The sequence below is a fragment of the Azospirillum sp. UENF 112521 genome (assembly GCF_058780665.1).
On sequence record NZ_JBSNCI010000003.1, the window covers coordinates 723,161 to 741,580 of the forward strand.

Below are 18,420 nucleotides of genomic sequence, written 5' to 3' on the forward strand. Positions count from 1 at the left end.
TTTGTACAAAACCCGCTTTCGGCTCTTCCTATTCCAGCGGCTTCAGTTCGCCCAGCAGGGTCGGCAGCAGTTCGGCGACCGTGGGGTGAATGTGAACGGCGCGTTGCAGGGTGGAATAGGGCGCCTTGGCGTACATCATGTCGAGCACGCCGTGGATCGCCTCGTCGCCGCCGGGGCCGATGATGGCGGCGCCCAGAATCTCCTGGCTGTCGGCATCGACGACGATGCGCATGAAGCCCTGGGCCTCGCCCTTTTCCACCGCACGGCCGACGCGGGTCATCGCCCGCTGGCCCACCAGCGCCCGCCGGCCGGAACGGCGAACCGCCTCGTCGGTCATGCCGACGCGCGCCAGCGGCGGATCGGTGTATAGCGCGTAGGCCTGGATGCGGTCGTCCACGCTGCGCGGGTCGCCGTCCAGCAGGTTGGCCGCGACGATCTCGAAATCATTGTAGGCGGTGTGGGTGAACGCGCCCCGCCCGTTGCAGTCGCCCATCGCCCAGATGCCCGGCACATTGGTGCGCAGCGTGTCGTCCACCGTGATGAAGCCGCGGGAATCCGTCACCACGCCGGCGCGGTCGAGGCAGAGATCGTCGGTGTTGGGCGTGCGGCCGACGGCCAGCAGCACATGGCTCCCCACCACCGACGGGGTGCCGGACGTGCAATTCACCCCGACCTCCACCCCGTCGGCATGGCGGGCGAAGCGGATGCAGTTGGCCGACAGCCGGACGGTCACCCCCTCCTTCTCCAGCAACTCCCTGATTGCGTCCGACACGTCGGGGTCCTCGCGGCCGATCAGTCGTTCCCCCTTCTCCACAACCGTCACCTCCGCGCCGAAGCGGCGGTACATCTGGGCGAATTCGAGGCCGATGTAGCTGCCGCCGACCACCACCAGATGGCGGGGCACATGGTCGAGGTCCAGGATCGTGCCGCTGGTCAGGAAATCGACATCGCGCACCCCCGGCATATCCGGGATCGCGGCACGGGCACCGACATTCAGGAAGATGCGCTCGGCCGTCAGCAACTCGTCGCCGATGCGCACACTGCCCGGCGATTCGAAGCGGGCATGGCCCTGCAAAACCCGGCAGTTGGGCATGCTGCGCAGCCAGCGTTCGACATTCTGGCGCGAACGGCCGGAAACCTCGTCCTTGCGCGCCTTGACCCGGGCCATGTCGATGCGCACCGGCCCGTCGAGCACCACGCCATATTCGGCGGCGCGCCGGGCCATTTGGGCGACGCGGGCGCTGGCGATCAGCGTCTTGGTCGGGGTGCAGCCGGTGTTGACGCAGGTGCCGCCGAACAGCTTGCGCTCGACCACCGCAACGCTCATGCCGGCGGCGGTCAGACGTTCGGCGAGCGGCGGCCCGGCTTGGCCGGCTCCGATGATGATGGCGTCGACCATGGCAGGCTCCTGCGGCCAGTTGCGTTCTTTGGGGACATGGCGTGGGGCAGGATGGTAGCGCCGGTGCCGGGCGTCTTCCAAGCAAACCAAGGTATGACTGGCGGCAAGCCGTGCCGATCGTTCACGTGATCGTCAGATCGTTCAAGAACCGGACGGCGCCCGCAGGCAAGCTGCCGGAACCGGAGCGGTACGGCGCGGGGTTGGAGACTGGCGTATGGTTGGTGCGGAAGGCGGTGCGAAGGGCGACGCGGCATGGGGCGGTTCGCCGGCCAGCGGGCGGCCGATGGAGCGCCGTCTCGGCCTTCTGTCGATTCCGCTCGCCCTGGCGGTGTTCTTCGTCGACACCTTCACCGACATCGAAAGCGCCATCGCCGTCCTCTATGTGCTGGTGCTTCTGCTGGCCGCAACCGCCCTGTCGCGGCGGGGCATCCTGCGGGTGGCAGCCGGCTGTGCGCTGCTGGCGGTGCTGTCCTTCTTCCTGTCGCACTGGCAGGACATGGACCTGTCTTCGGTCCTGCGCTGCGGCGTGTCGCTGGCGGCCATCCTGATCACCGGCGCGCTGCTGATGCGCGACCATGACTCGCGCGCGCTGTTGTTGCGGGCCAACGGTGCGCTGGCGCGCAGCGAAAAGCGCTACCGCAGCATGTTCGAGCAGGCGCGGATCTCCTTGTGGGAGCAGGACTTCACCGCGGTGACGGCGGCGCTCGACGCCCTCCGGGCCGCCGGGGTGACGGACCTCGCGGCCCATGAGCAGGCCGATCCCGGCTGGGCGCGCGGGATGAGCGCGCTGATCCGCACCACCAACGTCAACGACGCCACCGTGGAGCTGCTGGGTGCGGCCGGCCGGCCGGCGGTGCTGGGGCCGCTCGACCGTTACCTGCCGGCCGAGGATCCGGCGATGCTGCAGGTCCTGCAGGCGCTTTGGGAAAAGCGCGACCGCTTTGAAGGGCGGGCGCAGCTGATCGCGGCGGACGGGCGCACCCTGACGGTGCTGCTGGGCATCAGCTTTCCCGACGACTGCGTCGGCTTCGATCAGGTGGTGGCCGGCGTCGTCGACATCACCCAGCGCGAACGCACGCAGGAGGCGCTGCTGGCCGCCCAGGCGGAACTTGCGCGCGCCGCACGCGCCGCCACGCTGGGCGCGCTGTCCGCCTCCATCGCCCATGAGCTGAACCAGCCGCTGGGCGCCATCGTGCTGAACGCGCAGGCCTGCCTGCGCTGGCTGCGCCGCGAACAGCCCGATATCGAAACCGCCGCGAAGGCGGCCGACCGCATCGTCCGCGACGGGCGTCGCGCCGCCGACATCGTGCAGCGGACACGCGGCATGCTGGTCAAGGACACCCACTGCGACGAGACCATCGACCTGGCTCAACTGGTGACCGAGGTGGCGCTGCTGCTGGAGCGCGAGCTGTCGGGCGCCGGAGCCATTCTGGTCACCGACTTTGCCCCTGCCCCGCCGGTGCGGGGCAGCCGGGTCGGCATGCAGCAGGTGCTGGTCAACCTCGTGACCAACGGTTTGCACGCCATGGCGGAAGCGGACAGCCCCCGGCGCGAACTGACCGTCGCCATCGGCAGCCTGGAAGGCGGGGAGCAGGTCAGGGTTGCCGTGCGCGACCGCGGCAGGGGCATCGACGAGGCCAGCCATGCCCGCCTGTTCGATCCCTTCTTCACCACCCGGCCCGAGGGGATGGGGATGGGCCTCGCCATCTGCCGCTCCATCATCGAGTCCTGCGGCGGTACGCTGACCGCCCACAACCATACGGACGGCGGGGCGGTGTTCGAGTTCACCGTACCGTCGGCACCCCCGCCGTCCACCAGATCACTGGTCGAGCCGCCAGCCGTCCCGCTGGCTGCGGCACGAGAGGACTGACCGCCATGGCCCAGAAAGGCACCTTGTCGCCCGACCCTGCGCCCGCCTCTGCAAAGGACGACCCACTGGTCCTGATCGTCGATGACGACGCCGGCATGCGGGAGGCGGTGGTCGACCTTCTGCAATCGGTCGGCATCGAAGGCCGTGCCTTCGGCAGCACGGCGGAACTGCTGGCTGCGGCGGTTCCCGACCGGCCGGGCTGCCTGATCCTCGACGTGCGGCTTCCCGGCCTGGGCGGGCTGGAGTTCCAGACGAGGCTGGACGGCCTGGGCATCGCACTGCCCATCGTCTTCATGACCGGCTTCGCCGACGTGCCGATGTCGGTCCGGGCGATGAAGGCCGGGGCGACCGATTTCCTCATCAAGCCCTTCCGCGACCAGGACATGCTTGACGCGGTCGATGCCGCGCTTGCCCGCGACCGGTCGCGGCGGAGCCAGCGGGCCGCCACGATGACGGTGGAATTGCTGGCCGCGACGCTGACCCCGCGCGAGCGCGAGGTGATGGCGGAGGTGGTCAAGGGCCGGCTGAACAAGCAGATCGCCGGCGATCTCGGCATCAGCGAGGTGACGGTCAAGCTCCACCGCGGCAAGGTGATGCGGAAGATGCAGGTGCGCTCCGTCGCCGACCTCGTCCGCAAGGTGGAGGTGCTCGACCACGAGGGGTGACGGCTACGCTTCGGGCGTCTCGGTCCGGGCGCCTCGGTCCTGCGTCCGGCCCCACCGTCCGCCTCTAGACCTAGGTGTGGTATCTGCCGCCTGCCCCATCCGGATAGGATGCGTGTGGCGCCGGAAACCGGCGCTTCCATTCGGTCCCCGATCCGGTCAAGGCATCACGACGTGTCCAACGCACCCCTGATAGCGGTGGTCGATGACGACGAGGCGATCCGCGAGGCGCTGGACGACCTGCTGCGGTCGGTCGGCTTCCGCTGCCGGTCCTTCGTCTCCGCCGAGGATTTCCTGGCGCTGGCCGACCGGACCGGGATCGCCTGCATCATCCTGGACGTGTGCATGCCCGGCCTGTCCGGGCTGGAATTGCAGGAGCGGCTGAACAAAGAGGGCGGCGGACATCCGCCGATCCTGTTCATGACCTCCTATGCCGACGAGACCACCCGGCTGCGTGCGCTGGGCGGCGGCGCCCGCGACGTGCTCGGCAAGCCGGTCGACGCCCATGTCCTGATCGCTTCCCTGAACCGCGCCATTGCCGCAGGGTAACGCCAGAGAGCGGCAGCAATCGTCCTCCCGAACGGTTATGTATGCAGCAGGGCCGGTCGGGAGATGGGGCATGGCGGTCGCATCCCACAGAAGTGTGGTCGGGCTCAGGATGTGGGCCGCAATCGGGACGAGGATGCCATGAGCTTCCTGACCCGCCTGTTGCTGCTCGTGACGCTGGCCCTGGTGCCGATCTGCGCGCTGGAGGTCTGGAACCAGATCGATCTGCGCCGCCAGCGCTCCGATGAGATCCACGAGCATGCGCAGCAGCTTCTCAGCTTGCTGGGCGGCGAGCAGCAGCGGCTGGTCGAAGGCGTGCGGCAGATGCTGGAACTGCTGGCGGAAACCACGTCGGCGCAGACCCTCGATGCGACCGGATGCCAGGCGCTGCTGACGCGCACCGCCACGCGGATCCCGGATTACCTGACGGTCAATCTTGCCGGCGAGGACGGGGTCATTCTCTGCTCCACCAACCTGCTGCTGCGCGGGCGGACCATCGCCGACCGGATGCATGTGCGCTCCGCCCTGGAAAGCGGCGGCTTCACCGTCGGCGAGTTCATCCGGCAGCGGTACGATGGCAAGCCGGCGATGCCGTTCGGCCTGCCGATCCGCCGCACCGGCGGCGACGGGCGGACCATCGGTGTTGTCACGGCGCTGATCGATCTCGGCTGGCTCGAACGTTACCTCTCCGAACACCCGCTTCCCGATAATGCCGCGCTGATGATCGCCGACGGCAATGGCATCGTGCTGGCCCATGCCCCTACGAGGCCGGGGGCCGTCGGCACCGCGCTCCCGCCGCGCTTCCAGCCTCTGCTCGACGCCGATGCGGTCGGGACTGCCCAGCTGATGGGGATCGACGGGGTGGAGCGGGTGTTTGCCTATGTTCCGCTGTCCGCCGGGGTCAGGCACATCTTCGTCGCGGTCGGCATCGACCATGACGCCGCGATGAGCGGTATCGACGCCGCGCTGACGCGGTCGCTGGTGTGGATCGCCGCCACGCTGCTGCTCGGCCTCCTGACGGCGTTCCTGATCGCCAGGCGGCACATCTATCGGCCGGTCGCGGCACTGATCTCGGCGACCGAGCGCTGGCGTGCCGGCGACCGCTCCGCCCACGTGGGAGCGGTGGATGGTCCGGAGATGAGCCGGCTGGGGCTGGCCTTCGATGGGCTGGTCGAGGATCTCGACCGGCAGATGCGGGCCAAGGAGGAGGCATCCGCCGCGCTGCGGGCCAGCGAGGAGCGGTCGCGCGCGCTGGTGGAGAACGCCCCGCACATGATGTGGGTGAACCGGCCCAACGGCACGTTGGAATACGTCAATGCGGCGTTCCGGGCCTACACCGGCCGAATGACGAATGAAGAGAACCGGATGGGGGATCTGCATCCGGAAGACGTCGAGCGTATCCAGGCGGTCCGGAGAGCGGCCATCCCCGCCGGTGCGGCGCACGCGTATGAACTGCGCCTGCGCCGGGCAGACGGAGCCTACAGATGGCACCTCAGCCGGACCCACCCGATCCACCATGGCGGACGGATCGTCGCGTGGTTCGGCGGGGCCGTCGACATCCACGACATCCATCGCGCCCGCGAAACGGCGGAAGAGGCCGGACGGTCCAAAAGCCGCTTCCTGGCCGCCGCCAGCCACGATCTGCGCCAGCCGATGCAGTCGATCCTGCTGTTCGCCGAGGTGCTCCGCCCGCATCTGGGCGAGGGCCCCGGTCTCGATGCACTCGGGCGGCTCCAGCACGGGCTGGAGATCCTCAAAGGTCTGCTGGACGGTCTGCTCGACATCTCCCGCCTCGACGCCGGCATCGTGGCGCCGCAGTTGGAGGAATTCCCTGTCTCGGACCTGCTGAGGAGCCTGGACGACGCCTATGCCCCGGTCGCGCAGGAAAAGGGCCTGGACTGGCGGGTTCACCCCTGCCATGCCGCCATCCGCAGCGACCGGGTCCTGCTCGGCCGCATGCTGCGCAATCTGGTGGAGAACGCGATCCGCTACACCGACAGCGGCGGGATTTCGGTAGACTGCAGCGTGGCGGCCGACCGTCTGCTGATCGGTGTCCACGACACCGGCCGCGGCATCCCGGCCGACCAGATCGACCGGGTGTTCGAGGAACTTTATCAGGTCGACAACCCCGAGCGCGACCGCAACCAGGGCCTCGGTCTTGGGCTCGCCATCGTCCGCCGCCTGTCCGACCTGCTGGACCATCCCGTCACGGTACTCTCGCATCCGGGCCAGGGCTCGCTGTTCAGCATTGCGGTGCCGCTGGCGGCGGAGGCTTGCGCCTCCGTTGCGCCATCCGGGGAGGCGGCCCCTGTGGAAATGGCGCCGGCACCGCCGGAGCGGGAGGAGCGGCGGCTGGCGGTGGTGGTGGACGACGACCCCATCGTGCTGGCCGGGATGGAAAGCCTGCTGCGCGCCTGGAAATTCGACGTGATCACCGCGGATTCGACCGACGTCGCAGTGGAACGCCTGACGCTGGATGGGCGCCGGCCCGACATCCTCGTCGTCGATTACCGCCTGCGCGACAAGCGCATCGGAACGGAGGCGATCCTCCGCATCTGGGACATGCACGATGCGGACATCCCCGGCCTGATCGTCACCGGGGAGATCGGCACGGAGCCGCAGAACGACGCGCTCACCCACGGCTTCGACCTGCTGCACAAGCCGGTCACCCCCCGCAGCCTCGCCGCGGCACTCGGCCGCCGTCTGGCAATGGTGGAAGGGGAAGCCCGCATCCCGGTCGCCGATACCGCCGATACCGCCGGGCCGCCTTCGGCCACCCTGTGATCCACACCAATTTTTAAGCCGCGCCCAAGCTCCGGCGGAACATTTCCGCTGCACCGTGTTTGTCTGATGACATGGACCTTAAGGAGCTGTTGGTGCCCAAGCCCCTCCCGATCGAGAAAGTGCAGACCGGAATTCCCGAATTCGATTTGGTTTTGCGCGGCGGGCTGCCGCGCGGTCGAATACATCTTCTGGAGGGTGCACCCGGCACAGGCAAGACCACCATTGCCCTGCAGCTTCTGATCCAGACGCGCGACGACGGCAAGAAGGGGCTGTACATCACTTTATCGGAGAGCGTCAAGGAGCTGGAAGCGACTGCCGCCAGCCATGGCTGGTCGCTCGACGGCTTTGCGGTCTTCGACATTGTGCCCATCGAAGCGCAGCTGGATCGCCAGCAGAGCGTGCTCTACCCGTCGGAGGTGGAGCTTGGCGAGACCGTGCGTCTGATCATCGAGCGGATCGAGCGGGAAAATCCGGAAGTGCTGGTGATCGACACGGTGTCGGAACTGCGGCTGCTCGCCCAGGACCAGCTCGGCTACCGCCGGCAGATTCTGGCTCTGAAGCAATTTCTGCAAGGACGCCGCTGCACCACCCTGATCCTCGATGACCTGACCCATCAGGACGGCGCAAGCGATCTGCACAGCCTGGTTCACAGCGTGATCGTGCTGGAGCAGAGCGAACGCACCTATGGCGCGGCTCGGCGGCGGCTGCGCATCGCCAAGATGCGGGGGGCGGACTATCAGAGCGGATGGCATGACTTCGCCATCACGAAGACCAATGTCCTGGTCTTCCCCAGCCTGATCGCCGAAGAGCACAGCAGCGACTTCGAGCAGACCACCATGGAGAGCGGCCTGCCGGCCCTGGACGAGCTGATGGGGGGCGGCCTGACGCTCGGCACCACCACGATGCTGGTGGGACCATCGGGGGTCGGCAAATCGTCCATTGCGCTGCAATACGTCGCCGCCGCGGTCAAGCGCGGCGAACATGCCGCTTACTTCTCATTCGATGAGAATTTCAAGACCCTGGGGCTGCGCAGCATCGCTCTGGGCATCGACATCAAAGAAGCGGTGCAGCAGGAGCGCGTCGGCTGGCAGCGCGCCAACCCGTCCCGCCTGTCGCCCGGCCAGTTCGTCTGGCAGGTCCGCCGCGAGGTCGAAGACCGCAACGCCCGCATCGTGGTGATCGACAGCCTGAATTCCTACCTCAGCACCATGCCGGAGGAGAAGGCGCTGACGCTTCAGATGCACGAGCTGCTGACCTACCTGAGCAACAAGGGTGTGGTCACCATCCTGATCCTGGCTCAGCAGGGCATCATCGGCGATGTGCAGAATCCGGTCGATCTGTCCTTCATGAGCGACACGGTGGTTCTTCTCCGCTTCTTCGAGGCCGAGGGTGAAGTGCGCAAGGCGATTTCGGTGGTGAAGAAGCGCACCGGCGTCCACGAGCTGTCGATCCGCGAATTCCGGCTGTTCCCGGACGGGATGCAGGTCGGGCCGCAGCTGATGGACTTCCGGGGCGTGCTGACGGGCGTACCGGAATATGACGGTTCGGTGGAGACACTCCTCAGTGGTCAGGGCGAAGCCGGGTGATCGATGCCGATGCGCGGGTCCATCCTTGTCCTGGCCCCTGAAGGGCGGGATGCCGAAGTGATCGGTTCGGTCCTGGCGGAGATCGGTCTGGCGACGCATCCCTTTGCCGATTTGCCGGAGCTTTGCCGCAGCCTTGGCGACGATGTTGGAGCGCTGATGCTCTCCGAGGGGGTGCTGACCGACATCGAACCGCTGACCGCTTGGTTGGAGGCACAGCCGCGCTGGTCGGACCTGCCCATCGTGATCCTGACCTCGCGGCGCAGCCGGCAGGCCGGGCGGGGAAGGCAGGCATTCTTCCAGTCGCTCGGCAACGTTACGCTGCTGGACCGGCCGCTGCACCGCGAGGCGTTGCAGAGCGCGGCCCAGGCGGCGCTGCGCAGCAGGGAACGCCAGTACCGGACCCGCAGCCACCTTCGGGAGATCACCCAGGCATCCAGCCGATTGGAGGAGCGGGTTGCCGAGCGGACAGAGGCTTTGCAGGCTGAAATGGCCGACCGCAGGCGGGCTGAGAACCAGCTTCATCAGGCGCAGAAGATGGAGGCGCTCGGGCAGCTGACCGGCGGCGTGGCGCATGACTTCAACAATCTGCTCCAGGGCATCGTCAGCTGCCTTGCCGTCCTGGCTCCCACGGTGCCCGACGGCACCCCGCGCGAGCTGTTTGAGGCGGCCAACCGCTCCATCGAGCGCGGCGCGCGGCTGACTCAGTCGCTGCTGTCCTTCGCACGGCGCCAGACGCTGATGCCGGAACCCACTGATCTGGGAGAGCTGCTCACCGGGATGAGTTCCCTTCTGGAACGCTCCCTGGGCGGACAGATCAGCGTCACGATCCAGGTGCCGCCCGGACTTCCGGCGGCGCTGATCGACCGGGCACAGCTTGAATCCGCCATCCTGAATCTTGCGATCAACGCCCGTGACGCCATGCCGGGCGGCGGGCGGCTGTCGCTGACCGCGTTCGTCGTTAGGGTCGGCGATGGAGATACGGACACCCCCTTGGCCGGTTCGGTGGAGTTGCGGCCCGGAACCTACGTGGCGATCCGGGTCACGGATACCGGCACCGGCATCGACCCGTCGGTGTTGCCCCATGTCTTCGAACCCTTCTTCACCACCAAGCCGCTCGACAAGGGATCGGGGCTGGGACTGTCGATGGTCCAGGGCATGGCGACCCAATCCGGCGGCGGCGTCCACATCGACAGCACCCCCGGCAGCGGAACCGCGATCACCCTTTACCTGCCAAGCGTGGCGGCCGTCGCCGACCGGCCGGCGCGCCTGGCTGTCGAAGTCGAACGCGGTCAAGGCCGCACCGTCCTGCTGGTGGAGGACGACGCCATCGTGCGGATGGGGACGATGGCGCTGCTGGAAAGCCAGGGCCATCAGGTCATTGAGGCGGACAGCGGGGAAACTGCCCTGGCCCTGCTGCATGACGGTGCAGAGGTCGATGCGCTGATCACCGACTTTGCCATGCCCGGCATGAACGGGGCCGAGGTGGTGCGCACTGTGCGAACCCTGCGCCCCGGATTGCCTGCGCTGATCGTCACCGGCTATGCGGACACGCCGGATTTGGGCGAGGCCGTACGCCTGCTGCGCAAGCCCTTCTCGCCGAACCAGATCGCCGAGCAACTGGCGGCCATGCTGGCGGAATGACGGCTTGTCAGGCGATTGGGACGGTCCTGATGAAATCCAGGAAGGCCCGAAGCGGGGCCGGCACCAGACGCCGGCCGGGGTAATAGAGGAACGGTCCGGAAAAGGACGGCCACCAGGATTCCAGGACGGGTTCAAGCGCGCCGCTGTCTAGATGCGGCCGCAGCCACTGCTCGAACAGTTGAAAGACCCCGACACCCGCGACGGCCGCATCGATGGCGAGGTCCATGATGCCGCCCGACCCCACCACCAGCGGTCCGGTCGGATCGAGGCGGATCGTTTCGCCGTCGCGTTCGAACTCCCAAAGCGGCATGGCTCCGCTGGCAAAGCGTCCGCGCACGCAGCTGTGGGTCATCAGGTCGCGCGGATGCTCCGGCCGTCCGCGTGCATCGAGGTAGGCGGGGGAGGCAGCGGTCGCGAAGCGCTGCCGGCGGGGACCGATGGGGACGGCAATCATATCCTGTTCCAGCCGCTCGTCGTAGCGGATGCCGGCGTCGCATCCGGCAGCCAGGACATCGACGAAGCTGTCCTCGCCCATCACCTCCACCCGGATCTCGGGATAGGCGGCATGGAAGGCCGGCAGGATCGACGGCAGGACCAGCCTTGCCGCGCTGACCGGCACATTGAGCCTGAGGGTGCCCGCCACCCGGTCGCGGAAGCCGTTCACCACGTCGAGGGCTGCATCGACCTCGCGCAGGGCGGGCTCCAGCCGGGCCAGCAGTCGTTCGCCGGCTTCCGTCGGGACCACGCTGCGGGTGGTCCGGTTGAACAGCCTGACGCCGAGCTGCCCTTCAAGCCGCCGCACAGCTTCGCTGAGGGACGAGGCGCTGACGTTGCCCGCCTTCGCCGCTTCGCGGAAACCCCGGGCGCGGGCCACCGCGACGAAGGCGTTCAGGTCCCCAAGATCATGCTGCATTGTTCGGAATTCCGCACGGGTTGTCCCGATTGTGCAGACTAATCGGACTTGCGGATGGGGGCTAGATTGCTGAAGCCATCAAGGAGATCCTCATGTCCGATACCAATCAGACCGAATCCGGCAACTTCACCCTGGGCGGCAAGACCGTCCGCCGGCTCGGCTATGGCGCGATGCAGTTGGCCGGTCCCGGCGTCTTCGGTCCGCCGAAGGACCGTGACGCGGCCATCGCCGTGCTACGCCATGCCGTCGAGGCCGGCGTCACTCACATCGACACCAGCGACTTCTACGGTCCGCATGTCACCAACCAGCTGATCCGTGAGGCGTTGGCGCCTTATCCGTACGATCTGCTGATCGTGACCAAAGTCGGCGCCCGGCGCGGCGAGGATGCCTCCTGGCTTCAGGCATCCTCGCCGGAAGAGCTGAGGCAGGCGGTGCACGACAATCTACGCAATCTCGGCCTTGACGTGCTCGACGTCGTCAACATGCGGCTGTGGGGCGACCATGGTCATGCCCCGGCGGAAGGATCGGTCGAGCGGGAGCTGAGCGTCCTTGCAGACCTCCAGCAGCGGGGGCTGATCCGCCACATCGGGCTCAGCAACGCCACGGCGCGGCAGGTCGAGGAAGGTCGCCGCGTCTGCGAGATCGTCTGCGTGCAGAACCACTACAATCTGGTGCATCGGGCGGATGATGCGCTGATCGACGATCTCGCCGCCAAGGGGATCGCCTATGTGCCGTTCTTTCCGCTCGGCGGCTTCTCGCCGATCCAGTCCGGCCTGTTGTCCGATGTCGCCAACCGGCTCGGGGCGACGCCGATGCAGGTGGCGCTCGCCTGGCTGCTGAACCGGGCGCCAAACATCCTGCCGATCCCGGGAACCTCGTCGGTCAAGCATCTGCAGGAGAATCTGGCGGCGGCGAACCTGGTGCTGTCCGCCGATACCCTGGAGGCGCTGGATCAACTGGGGAAAGACGCCTGAGGGTCGAGACAGAAAAGGGGAGCTCGCGCTCCCCTCGTCCCGGTGCCGCCTCCCGGTGCCGGTTAACGGCGTTCCACATTCGGCAGGAAGATTGTCAGCAGGCCCAGCAGCGGCAGGAAGGAGCAGGCGGTGTAGACGAAGCCGATGCCCTTCCAGTCCGCGACGACGCCCAACCCGGCCGCGCCGATGCCGGCGACGCCGAAGGCCAGCCCGAAGAACAGGCCCGACACCATGCCGACCCGGCCGGGCAGCAGCTCCTGCGCATAGACCACGATGGCCGGGAAGGCCGAAGCCAGGGCCAATCCGATCACGGCGCTGAGAACCACCGTCGTCGTCAGCCCGACATAGGGCAGGGCCAGGGTGAAGGGCAGGATGCCGAGGATCGAGACCCAGATCACCGTCTTGCGGCCGATGCGGTCGCCCACCGGGCCGCCGATCACCGTGCCCGCCGCGACCGCGGCCAGGAAGACGAACAGGCAGAGCTGCGCGTCGCCGGTGGACAGGCCGAAACGGTCGATCAGGTAAAAGATGTAATAGCTGGTGATGCTGGCGAGATAGACGTATTTCGACACGATCAGCGCGATCAGGATGGCGACCGCGCGGGCGACCTGACCCGCCGGCAGATCGGCATGGCGCGCAGCCGCCGGGCCGCCGGCCTTGCGCGGTTTGGCGTTCCGGCGCTGCCAGCTTCCCAGCCGCACCATCACCACCATGCCGGCCAGGGCGGCGAAGGCGAACCAGCTGAGGCTGCCCTGACCGTGGGGCAGGATGATGAAGGCCGCCAGCAACGGGCCGAGTGCCGAACCGAGGTTGCCGCCGACCTGGAACAGCGACTGGGCCAGCCCATGGGCGCCGCCGGACGCCTGACGGGCGATGCGCGACGCCTCCGGATGGAAGACGGACGAGCCGAAACCGAGCAACATCCCGCCGGCCAGCAGGGCCGGAAAGCTTGGCGCCCAGGCCAGGATGAGAAGCCCGAGCAGCGTGGAGCCCATGCCGAAGACCAGCGAATAGGGCATCGGCTTGCGGTCGGTGAAAAGTCCGACCAGCGGCTGAAGGAGCGATGCCGTCAGCTGATAGACGAAGGTCAGCAGGCCGAGCTGGGCGAAGCTGAGGCCGAACTCGTCCTTCAGGATCGGATAGACCGCCGGCAGCAGCGACTGGATCATGTCGTTGAGCAGATGGCAGGCGCTGATCGCGGCCAGGATGGAAAAGGCCGTCGAACCGGCGCTGGGCCGGCTCATGGTGGTGTCGGTCACGGGGGCATGCCCTCTTCTCTCTGCCTTGGGGCGTCCGGACCGCGTATCGGCGGTTCGGTTGGCCCGGCACTGTTGCGTTGACTGCACCGTAAGCCTACGGTCGGTCGAGAAGGCCCGCCACCGCGGTCAGGCCAGTTTTTTACGAGTCTGGGCCATGGTGAGAAATGTCCGTGTCGACGAGATCGATGCCGTCGAGCGGCCGCTGCTCGCCACCACCCACGACTATCCGGACGGCGGTACTCTGCCGCTGCACTGTCACCGGCGAGGACAGCTGATCTCCGGTATCACCGGGGTGCTGATCATGTCGACGCCGCAGGGCCGCTGGGTGGTGCCGCCCGATTTCGGCCTGTGGATTCCGCCCGGCGTCCTGCATGAGGTGCGCATGATCGGGGCGGTGACCACCCAAAGCCTCTATCTGGACCCGGACCTGACCGGTGGAATGCCGGACCGCTGTCAGGTCGTCGGGCTGTCCCCCTTCATCCGCAGCCTGATCGCCCGCGCCGTGGATGTGCCGGCCGTTTACGATCCGGACAGCCACGACGGCGCGGTGATGGCGCTGATCCGCTACGAGATGCTGCATCTGCCGGCCCAGCCGCTGACCGTCCCGTTTCCGACCAGTCCGGCGTTGGCCGAGCGCTGCCGACGGTTTCTCCGACAGCCGGCGGTGCATGAGACGATCGAGCATTGGTGCGACGAGCTGGGTGTCAGCCGGCGCGCCTTCACACGGCTGTTCCGGCGCGAGACCGGGCTGAGCTTTCTGGAGTGGCGCCAGCAGGCCTGCCTCGCCGCCGCCCTGCCGCGGCTGGTGGCGGGCGAAGCCGTCACCGCGGTCGCCATCGACCTCGGCTATGACAACCCCGCCGCCTTCACCGCGATGTTCAAGCGCGTGCTCGGCTCTTCGCCGCGCGCATATCTGAAGGGTGCCGAATGATCTCCTGTCCGGTCAGGAATAGCGCATTGCCTCCAGATCGGCGATGAGATCGGGACCTGCCGGACGCCAGCCGAGCGCCGCCTGGGTCAGGGCGCTGGACGCCGCCATGTCGATGCCCGCGAAGATCGCCATCCAGCCGAAATGCTCGGCGGCCTTGTCCTGTGGGATGGAAACCGCCGGAATCTTCAGGCCACGGGCCAGCGTTTCGACAATCTTGCGGGTCGCGACGCCCTCCTCACCGACCGCATGGTAGCGGGCGCCGGCTTCCGCCTTCTCGATGGCCAGACGATAGAGGCGGGCGACATCGCCCAGATGACCGGCGGACCAGCGGTTCTGCCCCTCGCCGATATAGGCGGCGACGCCCTTCGCGCGGAAGATTTCGATCAGCGGGGTGATCAGCCCCTGCTTCTCCGTGTTGTGGACCTGCGGCAGCCGCATTACCGCGACGTTGACGCCGGCGTCCAGCAGCTCGTTTCCGGCCCGCTCCGACGCGATGCGCGGGTTGGGGTGGGCGTCGTCGAAGACATCTTCGCGGGCAAGCCGGCCATGGCCGGCACCCCCCATGCCGACCCCTGAGGTGATCAGCAGCGGGCGGTTCGAGCCCTTCAGCGCCGCGCCCAAGGCACCGATCACCCGGCCGTCCTTTGCGCAATTCTCGGCGAAGCGCGAGAAGTCATGGTCGAAGGCGGTGTGGATCACGGCGTCGGCCTTCTCGGCACCGCCGCGGATGCTCGCCAGATCCTCCAGCGTGCCCAGGTGCGGCTCGGCACCGGCGGACTCCAGCGCGCGGGCGCCGTCCCCGGATCGGGTCATGCCGATGACTTGGTGTCCGGCCTGGAGCAGGTCGGACAGCACGGCCCGACCGATGAAACCGGTGGCGCCGGTGAGGAAAATACGCATGGGACAATCACCTTTCCAATTCCGTCGCCTCCACTCTGTCCCGACATGATATCCTGTTAAAGTAGTGACGTTTTCCTAGTATAGCGGCTACCAGGATCAGCCAATGCAGACCGACACCAGACAGACCAGTCCGGCCGCCACGCTCGCCGCCTTCCTGCGCGACCGCCGGACACGGCTGGACCCGGCGGCCTTCGGATTCTCGGGACGCCGCCGCACGCCGGGCCTGCGCCGGGAGGAGGTGGCGCAGCGCGCCAACATCAGCCCGACTTGGTACACGTGGCTGGAGCAGGGGCGGGGCGGGGCGCCGTCGGCCGACGTGCTGGACCGGATCGCCGGCAGCCTGATGCTGACCGACCTGGAGCGGGAGCATCTGTTCATCCTGGCGCTCGGCCGGCCGCCGGAGATGCGCTACAGGCCGGCGCAGGGCGTCAGTCCGCGCCTGCAACGGCTGCTGGAGTCCTTCGACGCCTGTCCGGCCTTCATCAAGACCGCGACCTGGGACGTGCTGGCCTGGAATCGTGCCGCCGCGGTGGTGTTGACCGATTACGGAACGCTTCCGCCCGATCAGCGGAACATCCTGCGGCTGGTGTTCGGCAATCCGGCGATCCGGGCCAAGCAGAAGGACTGGGAGGGTATGGCGCGGCATCTGGTCGGCGCCTTCCGCGTCGATGCGGCACGGGCCGGGGCAGTCAAGGAGATCGCCGATTTCGTCGACGAGCTGTGCCGGACGAGCGCCGACTTCGCCCGATTCTGGAATGAGAATGACGTCTACGCGCCGAGCGAGGGGGTTAAACGGCTCCAGCACCCGGAGCTCGGCAGCGTCGAGATGGAATATTCGGCCTTCGCCGTCGATGGACGCCCCGATCTCGGTCTTCTGGTCTACAATCCGCTGGACGAACAGGTTAAAGAACGCATCCGCGCCCTGGCCGGTCGAAGGACCGCGGTGGCGTCTGGCGGATGAGCGGTGGCAGGAAGGAACGGCAGCGGTGAATCTCTTTTCCCTTCTCGATCAGGCGGCGGCCCGTTTCCCCGGCCATGGAGCGGTGTTCCGCGGCACCGAGCAGCTTCACAGCTTTGCCGAACTCCGCTCCCGCTCACTGCGCATCGCCGCCGGCCTGCGCGCGTCCGGTCGGCCGGGCGACCGCATCGCCATCGCGACGGAAAATGTGCCCGAGTATGTCGAGCTGTTCTTCGCCATCTGGGCAGCCGGCATGGCGGCGACGCCGGTGAACGCCAAGCTGCATCCACGCGAACTGGTGCAGATCCTGGAGGATTCCGGCGCGTCCATCGTCTTCGTCTCGCCCAAGCTGGCCGGCGGGCTGGAGCAGGCGCTGGACGGGTCGCCTGCGGCGTCCTGCCGCCGGATCGTCATCGGCGGCGAGGGCTATGCGGCGCTGACGGCAGGGGACGAATGGGCCGGGCCGGTCGATCCCGATCCGCAGGCGCTGGGCTGGCTGTTCTACACCAGCGGCACCACCGGGCGGTCGAAGGGGGCGATGCTGTCCCACCGCAATCTGCTGGCCATGACCGTCGCCCATCTGGCGGACGTCGAGGCGGTGGACGAGGATAGCAGCCTGCTGCATGCGGCGCCGATGTCGCACGGCTCCGGCCTCTATATGGCGGCCTATGTCGCCCGCGGTGCCCGACAGGTGGTCCCGGCCTCCTCCGCCTTCGAACCGGCGGAATTCCTCGAACTCTGCGACCGTCACCCCGGCTGCGGCGCCTTCCTAGCCCCGACGATGGTGCAGAGGCTGCGTCTGGAGGCGGAACGCGACGGCCGGCGGCCGGCCAACCTGCGCTCCATCGTCTATGGCGGCGGTCCGATGTATGTGGAGGAACTGCGCCGCTCGCTGGCGGTTTTCGGGCCGGTCTTCGTCCAGATCTACGGCCAGGGCGAGGCGCCGATGACCATCGCGTCGCTGCGGCGTCGCGACCATGCAAGCGACGACGATGCGGTGCTGGGTTCGGTCGGTTTCGCCCGCAGCGGCGTCGAGGTTGCGGTGGTGGACGGCGACGGCCGGCCGCTGCCCATCGGCGAGGTGGGAGAGATCGTCTGCCGCGGCGACGTGGTGATGGCCGGATACTGGAACAATGCCAAGGCGACGGCCGAGGCATTGCGCGACGGCTGGCTGTTCACCGGCGACATGGGGTCCTTCGACGGGCACGGCTATCTGACGCTGCGCGACCGGTCGAAGGACGTCATCATCAGCGGCGGCAGCAACATCTATCCGCGCGAGGTGGAGGAGGTGCTGCTGCGCCACCCCGACGTCGCCGAGGTCTGTGTCACCGGGCAGCCCGATCCGGAATGGGGCGAGATCGTCGTCGCCTTCATCGTCGCCGAGCCGGGGCGCGAAATCTCCCCCGGCGGCCTCGATGAGCATTGCAACGCCAGCATCGCCCGGTTCAAGCGGCCCAAGCGTTACCTGTTGGTCGACGAGCTGCCGAAGAACAACTATGGTAAGGTAGTGAAGCGCGAACTGCGCGCCCGTCTGGCCGGTGGGTAGGGCCAGACGGGAAAGGGAGGTATCAGCGTCCCGCCGCCTGACGGCGAAGGGTCTTCAACTCCTCGAAGCGGGCGGACACGTCGCGCATGACGGAGGCCATCCCGAGCATGGCGCCGTCCGCGTCCTTCAAGGGCACGATGGTGAACTCAACGGAGATGCGGCCGCCGTCCTTGCGCAATGCCGGAACCGACAGCAGGTCGCCGCTGCCATAGCGGCTCACCCCCGTCTTCATCACCTCGTCATAGCCTTCCCAATGGCGCTGGCGCTGCCGTTCGGGGATGATGATGTCCAGCGACTGGCCCAGCGCCTCTTCGGCGGTGAAGCCGAACACGCGTTCCGCCCCCGCATTCCAGAACCGGATGAGACCCTCCCGGTCGGAATAGACGATGGCCTCCGCCGGGCTGTTCAAAAGCGCAAGCCCAAGTTGGCGCAGCTCTTCCTCGGTCATCGA

Annotated in this window: 15 protein-coding genes; 10 read left to right on the forward strand and 5 right to left on the reverse strand. The window is 67.7% G+C overall.

Annotated elements, in window-relative coordinates:
• Positions 1-28: 28 nt before the first annotated feature.
• Positions 29-1,399 carry an FAD-containing oxidoreductase gene (locus tag ACWPN8_RS19005; protein ID WP_492241841.1) on the reverse strand — a complete coding sequence of 457 codons (1,371 nt, stop codon included), beginning with the start codon at positions 1,397-1,399 and terminating at the stop codon, positions 29-31.
• A gap of 214 nt (positions 1,400-1,613) precedes the next feature.
• Between ACWPN8_RS19005 and ACWPN8_RS19010 the strand changes: the two genes are divergently transcribed.
• The 6 genes from ACWPN8_RS19010 (at position 1,614) to ACWPN8_RS19035 (ending at position 10,488) form a co-directional block, all read left to right on the forward strand.
• Positions 1,614-3,269, forward strand: a complete 1,656-nt coding sequence (locus ACWPN8_RS19010; protein WP_492241842.1) for a sensor histidine kinase — start codon at positions 1,614-1,616, stop codon at positions 3,267-3,269.
• A 5-nt stretch (positions 3,270-3,274) separates the two neighbouring features.
• Positions 3,275-3,934: a response regulator transcription factor gene (locus ACWPN8_RS19015; protein WP_492241843.1), complete on the forward strand. Its 660-nt coding sequence runs from the start codon at positions 3,275-3,277 to the stop codon at positions 3,932-3,934.
• A 171-nt stretch (positions 3,935-4,105) separates the two neighbouring features.
• Positions 4,106-4,480 carry a response regulator transcription factor gene (locus tag ACWPN8_RS19020; RefSeq protein WP_492241844.1) on the forward strand — a complete coding sequence of 125 codons (375 nt, stop codon included), beginning with the start codon at positions 4,106-4,108 and terminating at the stop codon, positions 4,478-4,480.
• 138 nt (positions 4,481-4,618) lie between these two features.
• Positions 4,619-7,261, forward strand: coding sequence for a hybrid sensor histidine kinase/response regulator (locus tag ACWPN8_RS19025; protein ID WP_492241845.1), 2,643 nt, complete (start codon positions 4,619-4,621; stop codon positions 7,259-7,261).
• A 92-nt stretch (positions 7,262-7,353) separates the two neighbouring features.
• Positions 7,354-8,847 carry an ATPase domain-containing protein gene (locus ACWPN8_RS19030; RefSeq protein WP_492241846.1) on the forward strand — a complete coding sequence of 498 codons (1,494 nt, stop codon included), beginning with the start codon at positions 7,354-7,356 and terminating at the stop codon, positions 8,845-8,847.
• 9 nt (positions 8,848-8,856) lie between these two features.
• The gene (locus ACWPN8_RS19035; RefSeq protein WP_492241847.1) at positions 8,857-10,488 is read left to right on the forward strand and encodes an ATP-binding protein; all 1,632 of its coding nucleotides are present in this window, start codon (positions 8,857-8,859) and stop codon (positions 10,486-10,488) included.
• 7 nt (positions 10,489-10,495) lie between these two features.
• On the opposite strand, the gene ACWPN8_RS19040 is transcribed toward ACWPN8_RS19035, so the two are convergent.
• On the reverse strand, positions 10,496-11,401 hold the full coding sequence (locus ACWPN8_RS19040) for a LysR family transcriptional regulator (protein WP_492241848.1): 906 nt from the start codon (positions 11,399-11,401) through the stop codon (positions 10,496-10,498).
• A 92-nt stretch (positions 11,402-11,493) separates the two neighbouring features.
• On the opposite strand from ACWPN8_RS19040, the gene ACWPN8_RS19045 reads away from it, so the two are divergent.
• Positions 11,494-12,375 (forward strand): aldo/keto reductase family oxidoreductase, encoded by an 882-nt coding sequence (locus ACWPN8_RS19045; protein WP_492241850.1) that lies wholly within the window; start codon positions 11,494-11,496, stop codon positions 12,373-12,375.
• A gap of 62 nt (positions 12,376-12,437) precedes the next feature.
• On the opposite strand, the gene ACWPN8_RS19050 is transcribed toward ACWPN8_RS19045, so the two are convergent.
• The gene (locus ACWPN8_RS19050) at positions 12,438-13,634 is read right to left on the reverse strand and encodes an MFS transporter (protein ID WP_492241852.1); all 1,197 of its coding nucleotides are present in this window, start codon (positions 13,632-13,634) and stop codon (positions 12,438-12,440) included.
• A 154-nt stretch (positions 13,635-13,788) separates the two neighbouring features.
• Between ACWPN8_RS19050 and ACWPN8_RS19055 the strand changes: the two genes are divergently transcribed.
• Positions 13,789-14,565, forward strand: coding sequence for an AraC family transcriptional regulator (locus ACWPN8_RS19055; RefSeq protein ID WP_492241854.1), 777 nt, complete (start codon positions 13,789-13,791; stop codon positions 14,563-14,565).
• A gap of 12 nt (positions 14,566-14,577) precedes the next feature.
• Here ACWPN8_RS19055 and ACWPN8_RS19060 read toward each other — a convergent pair whose 3' ends face one another.
• On the reverse strand, positions 14,578-15,465 hold the full coding sequence (locus ACWPN8_RS19060) for an SDR family oxidoreductase (protein ID WP_492241856.1): 888 nt from the start codon (positions 15,463-15,465) through the stop codon (positions 14,578-14,580).
• A 103-nt stretch (positions 15,466-15,568) separates the two neighbouring features.
• Here ACWPN8_RS19060 and ACWPN8_RS19065 point away from each other — a divergent pair, with 103 nt between their 5' ends.
• Positions 15,569-16,426 carry a helix-turn-helix transcriptional regulator gene (locus ACWPN8_RS19065; protein ID WP_492241857.1) on the forward strand — a complete coding sequence of 286 codons (858 nt, stop codon included), beginning with the start codon at positions 15,569-15,571 and terminating at the stop codon, positions 16,424-16,426.
• Positions 16,427-16,451: 25 nt separating this feature from the next.
• Positions 16,452-17,969 (forward strand): AMP-binding protein, encoded by a 1,518-nt coding sequence (locus ACWPN8_RS19070; protein ID WP_492241859.1) that lies wholly within the window; start codon positions 16,452-16,454, stop codon positions 17,967-17,969.
• Positions 17,970-17,991: 22 nt separating this feature from the next.
• On the opposite strand, the gene ACWPN8_RS19075 is transcribed toward ACWPN8_RS19070, so the two are convergent.
• Positions 17,992-18,417 carry a PAS domain-containing protein gene (locus ACWPN8_RS19075; protein WP_492241861.1) on the reverse strand — a complete coding sequence of 142 codons (426 nt, stop codon included), beginning with the start codon at positions 18,415-18,417 and terminating at the stop codon, positions 17,992-17,994.
• Positions 18,418-18,420: the final 3 nt, after the last annotated feature.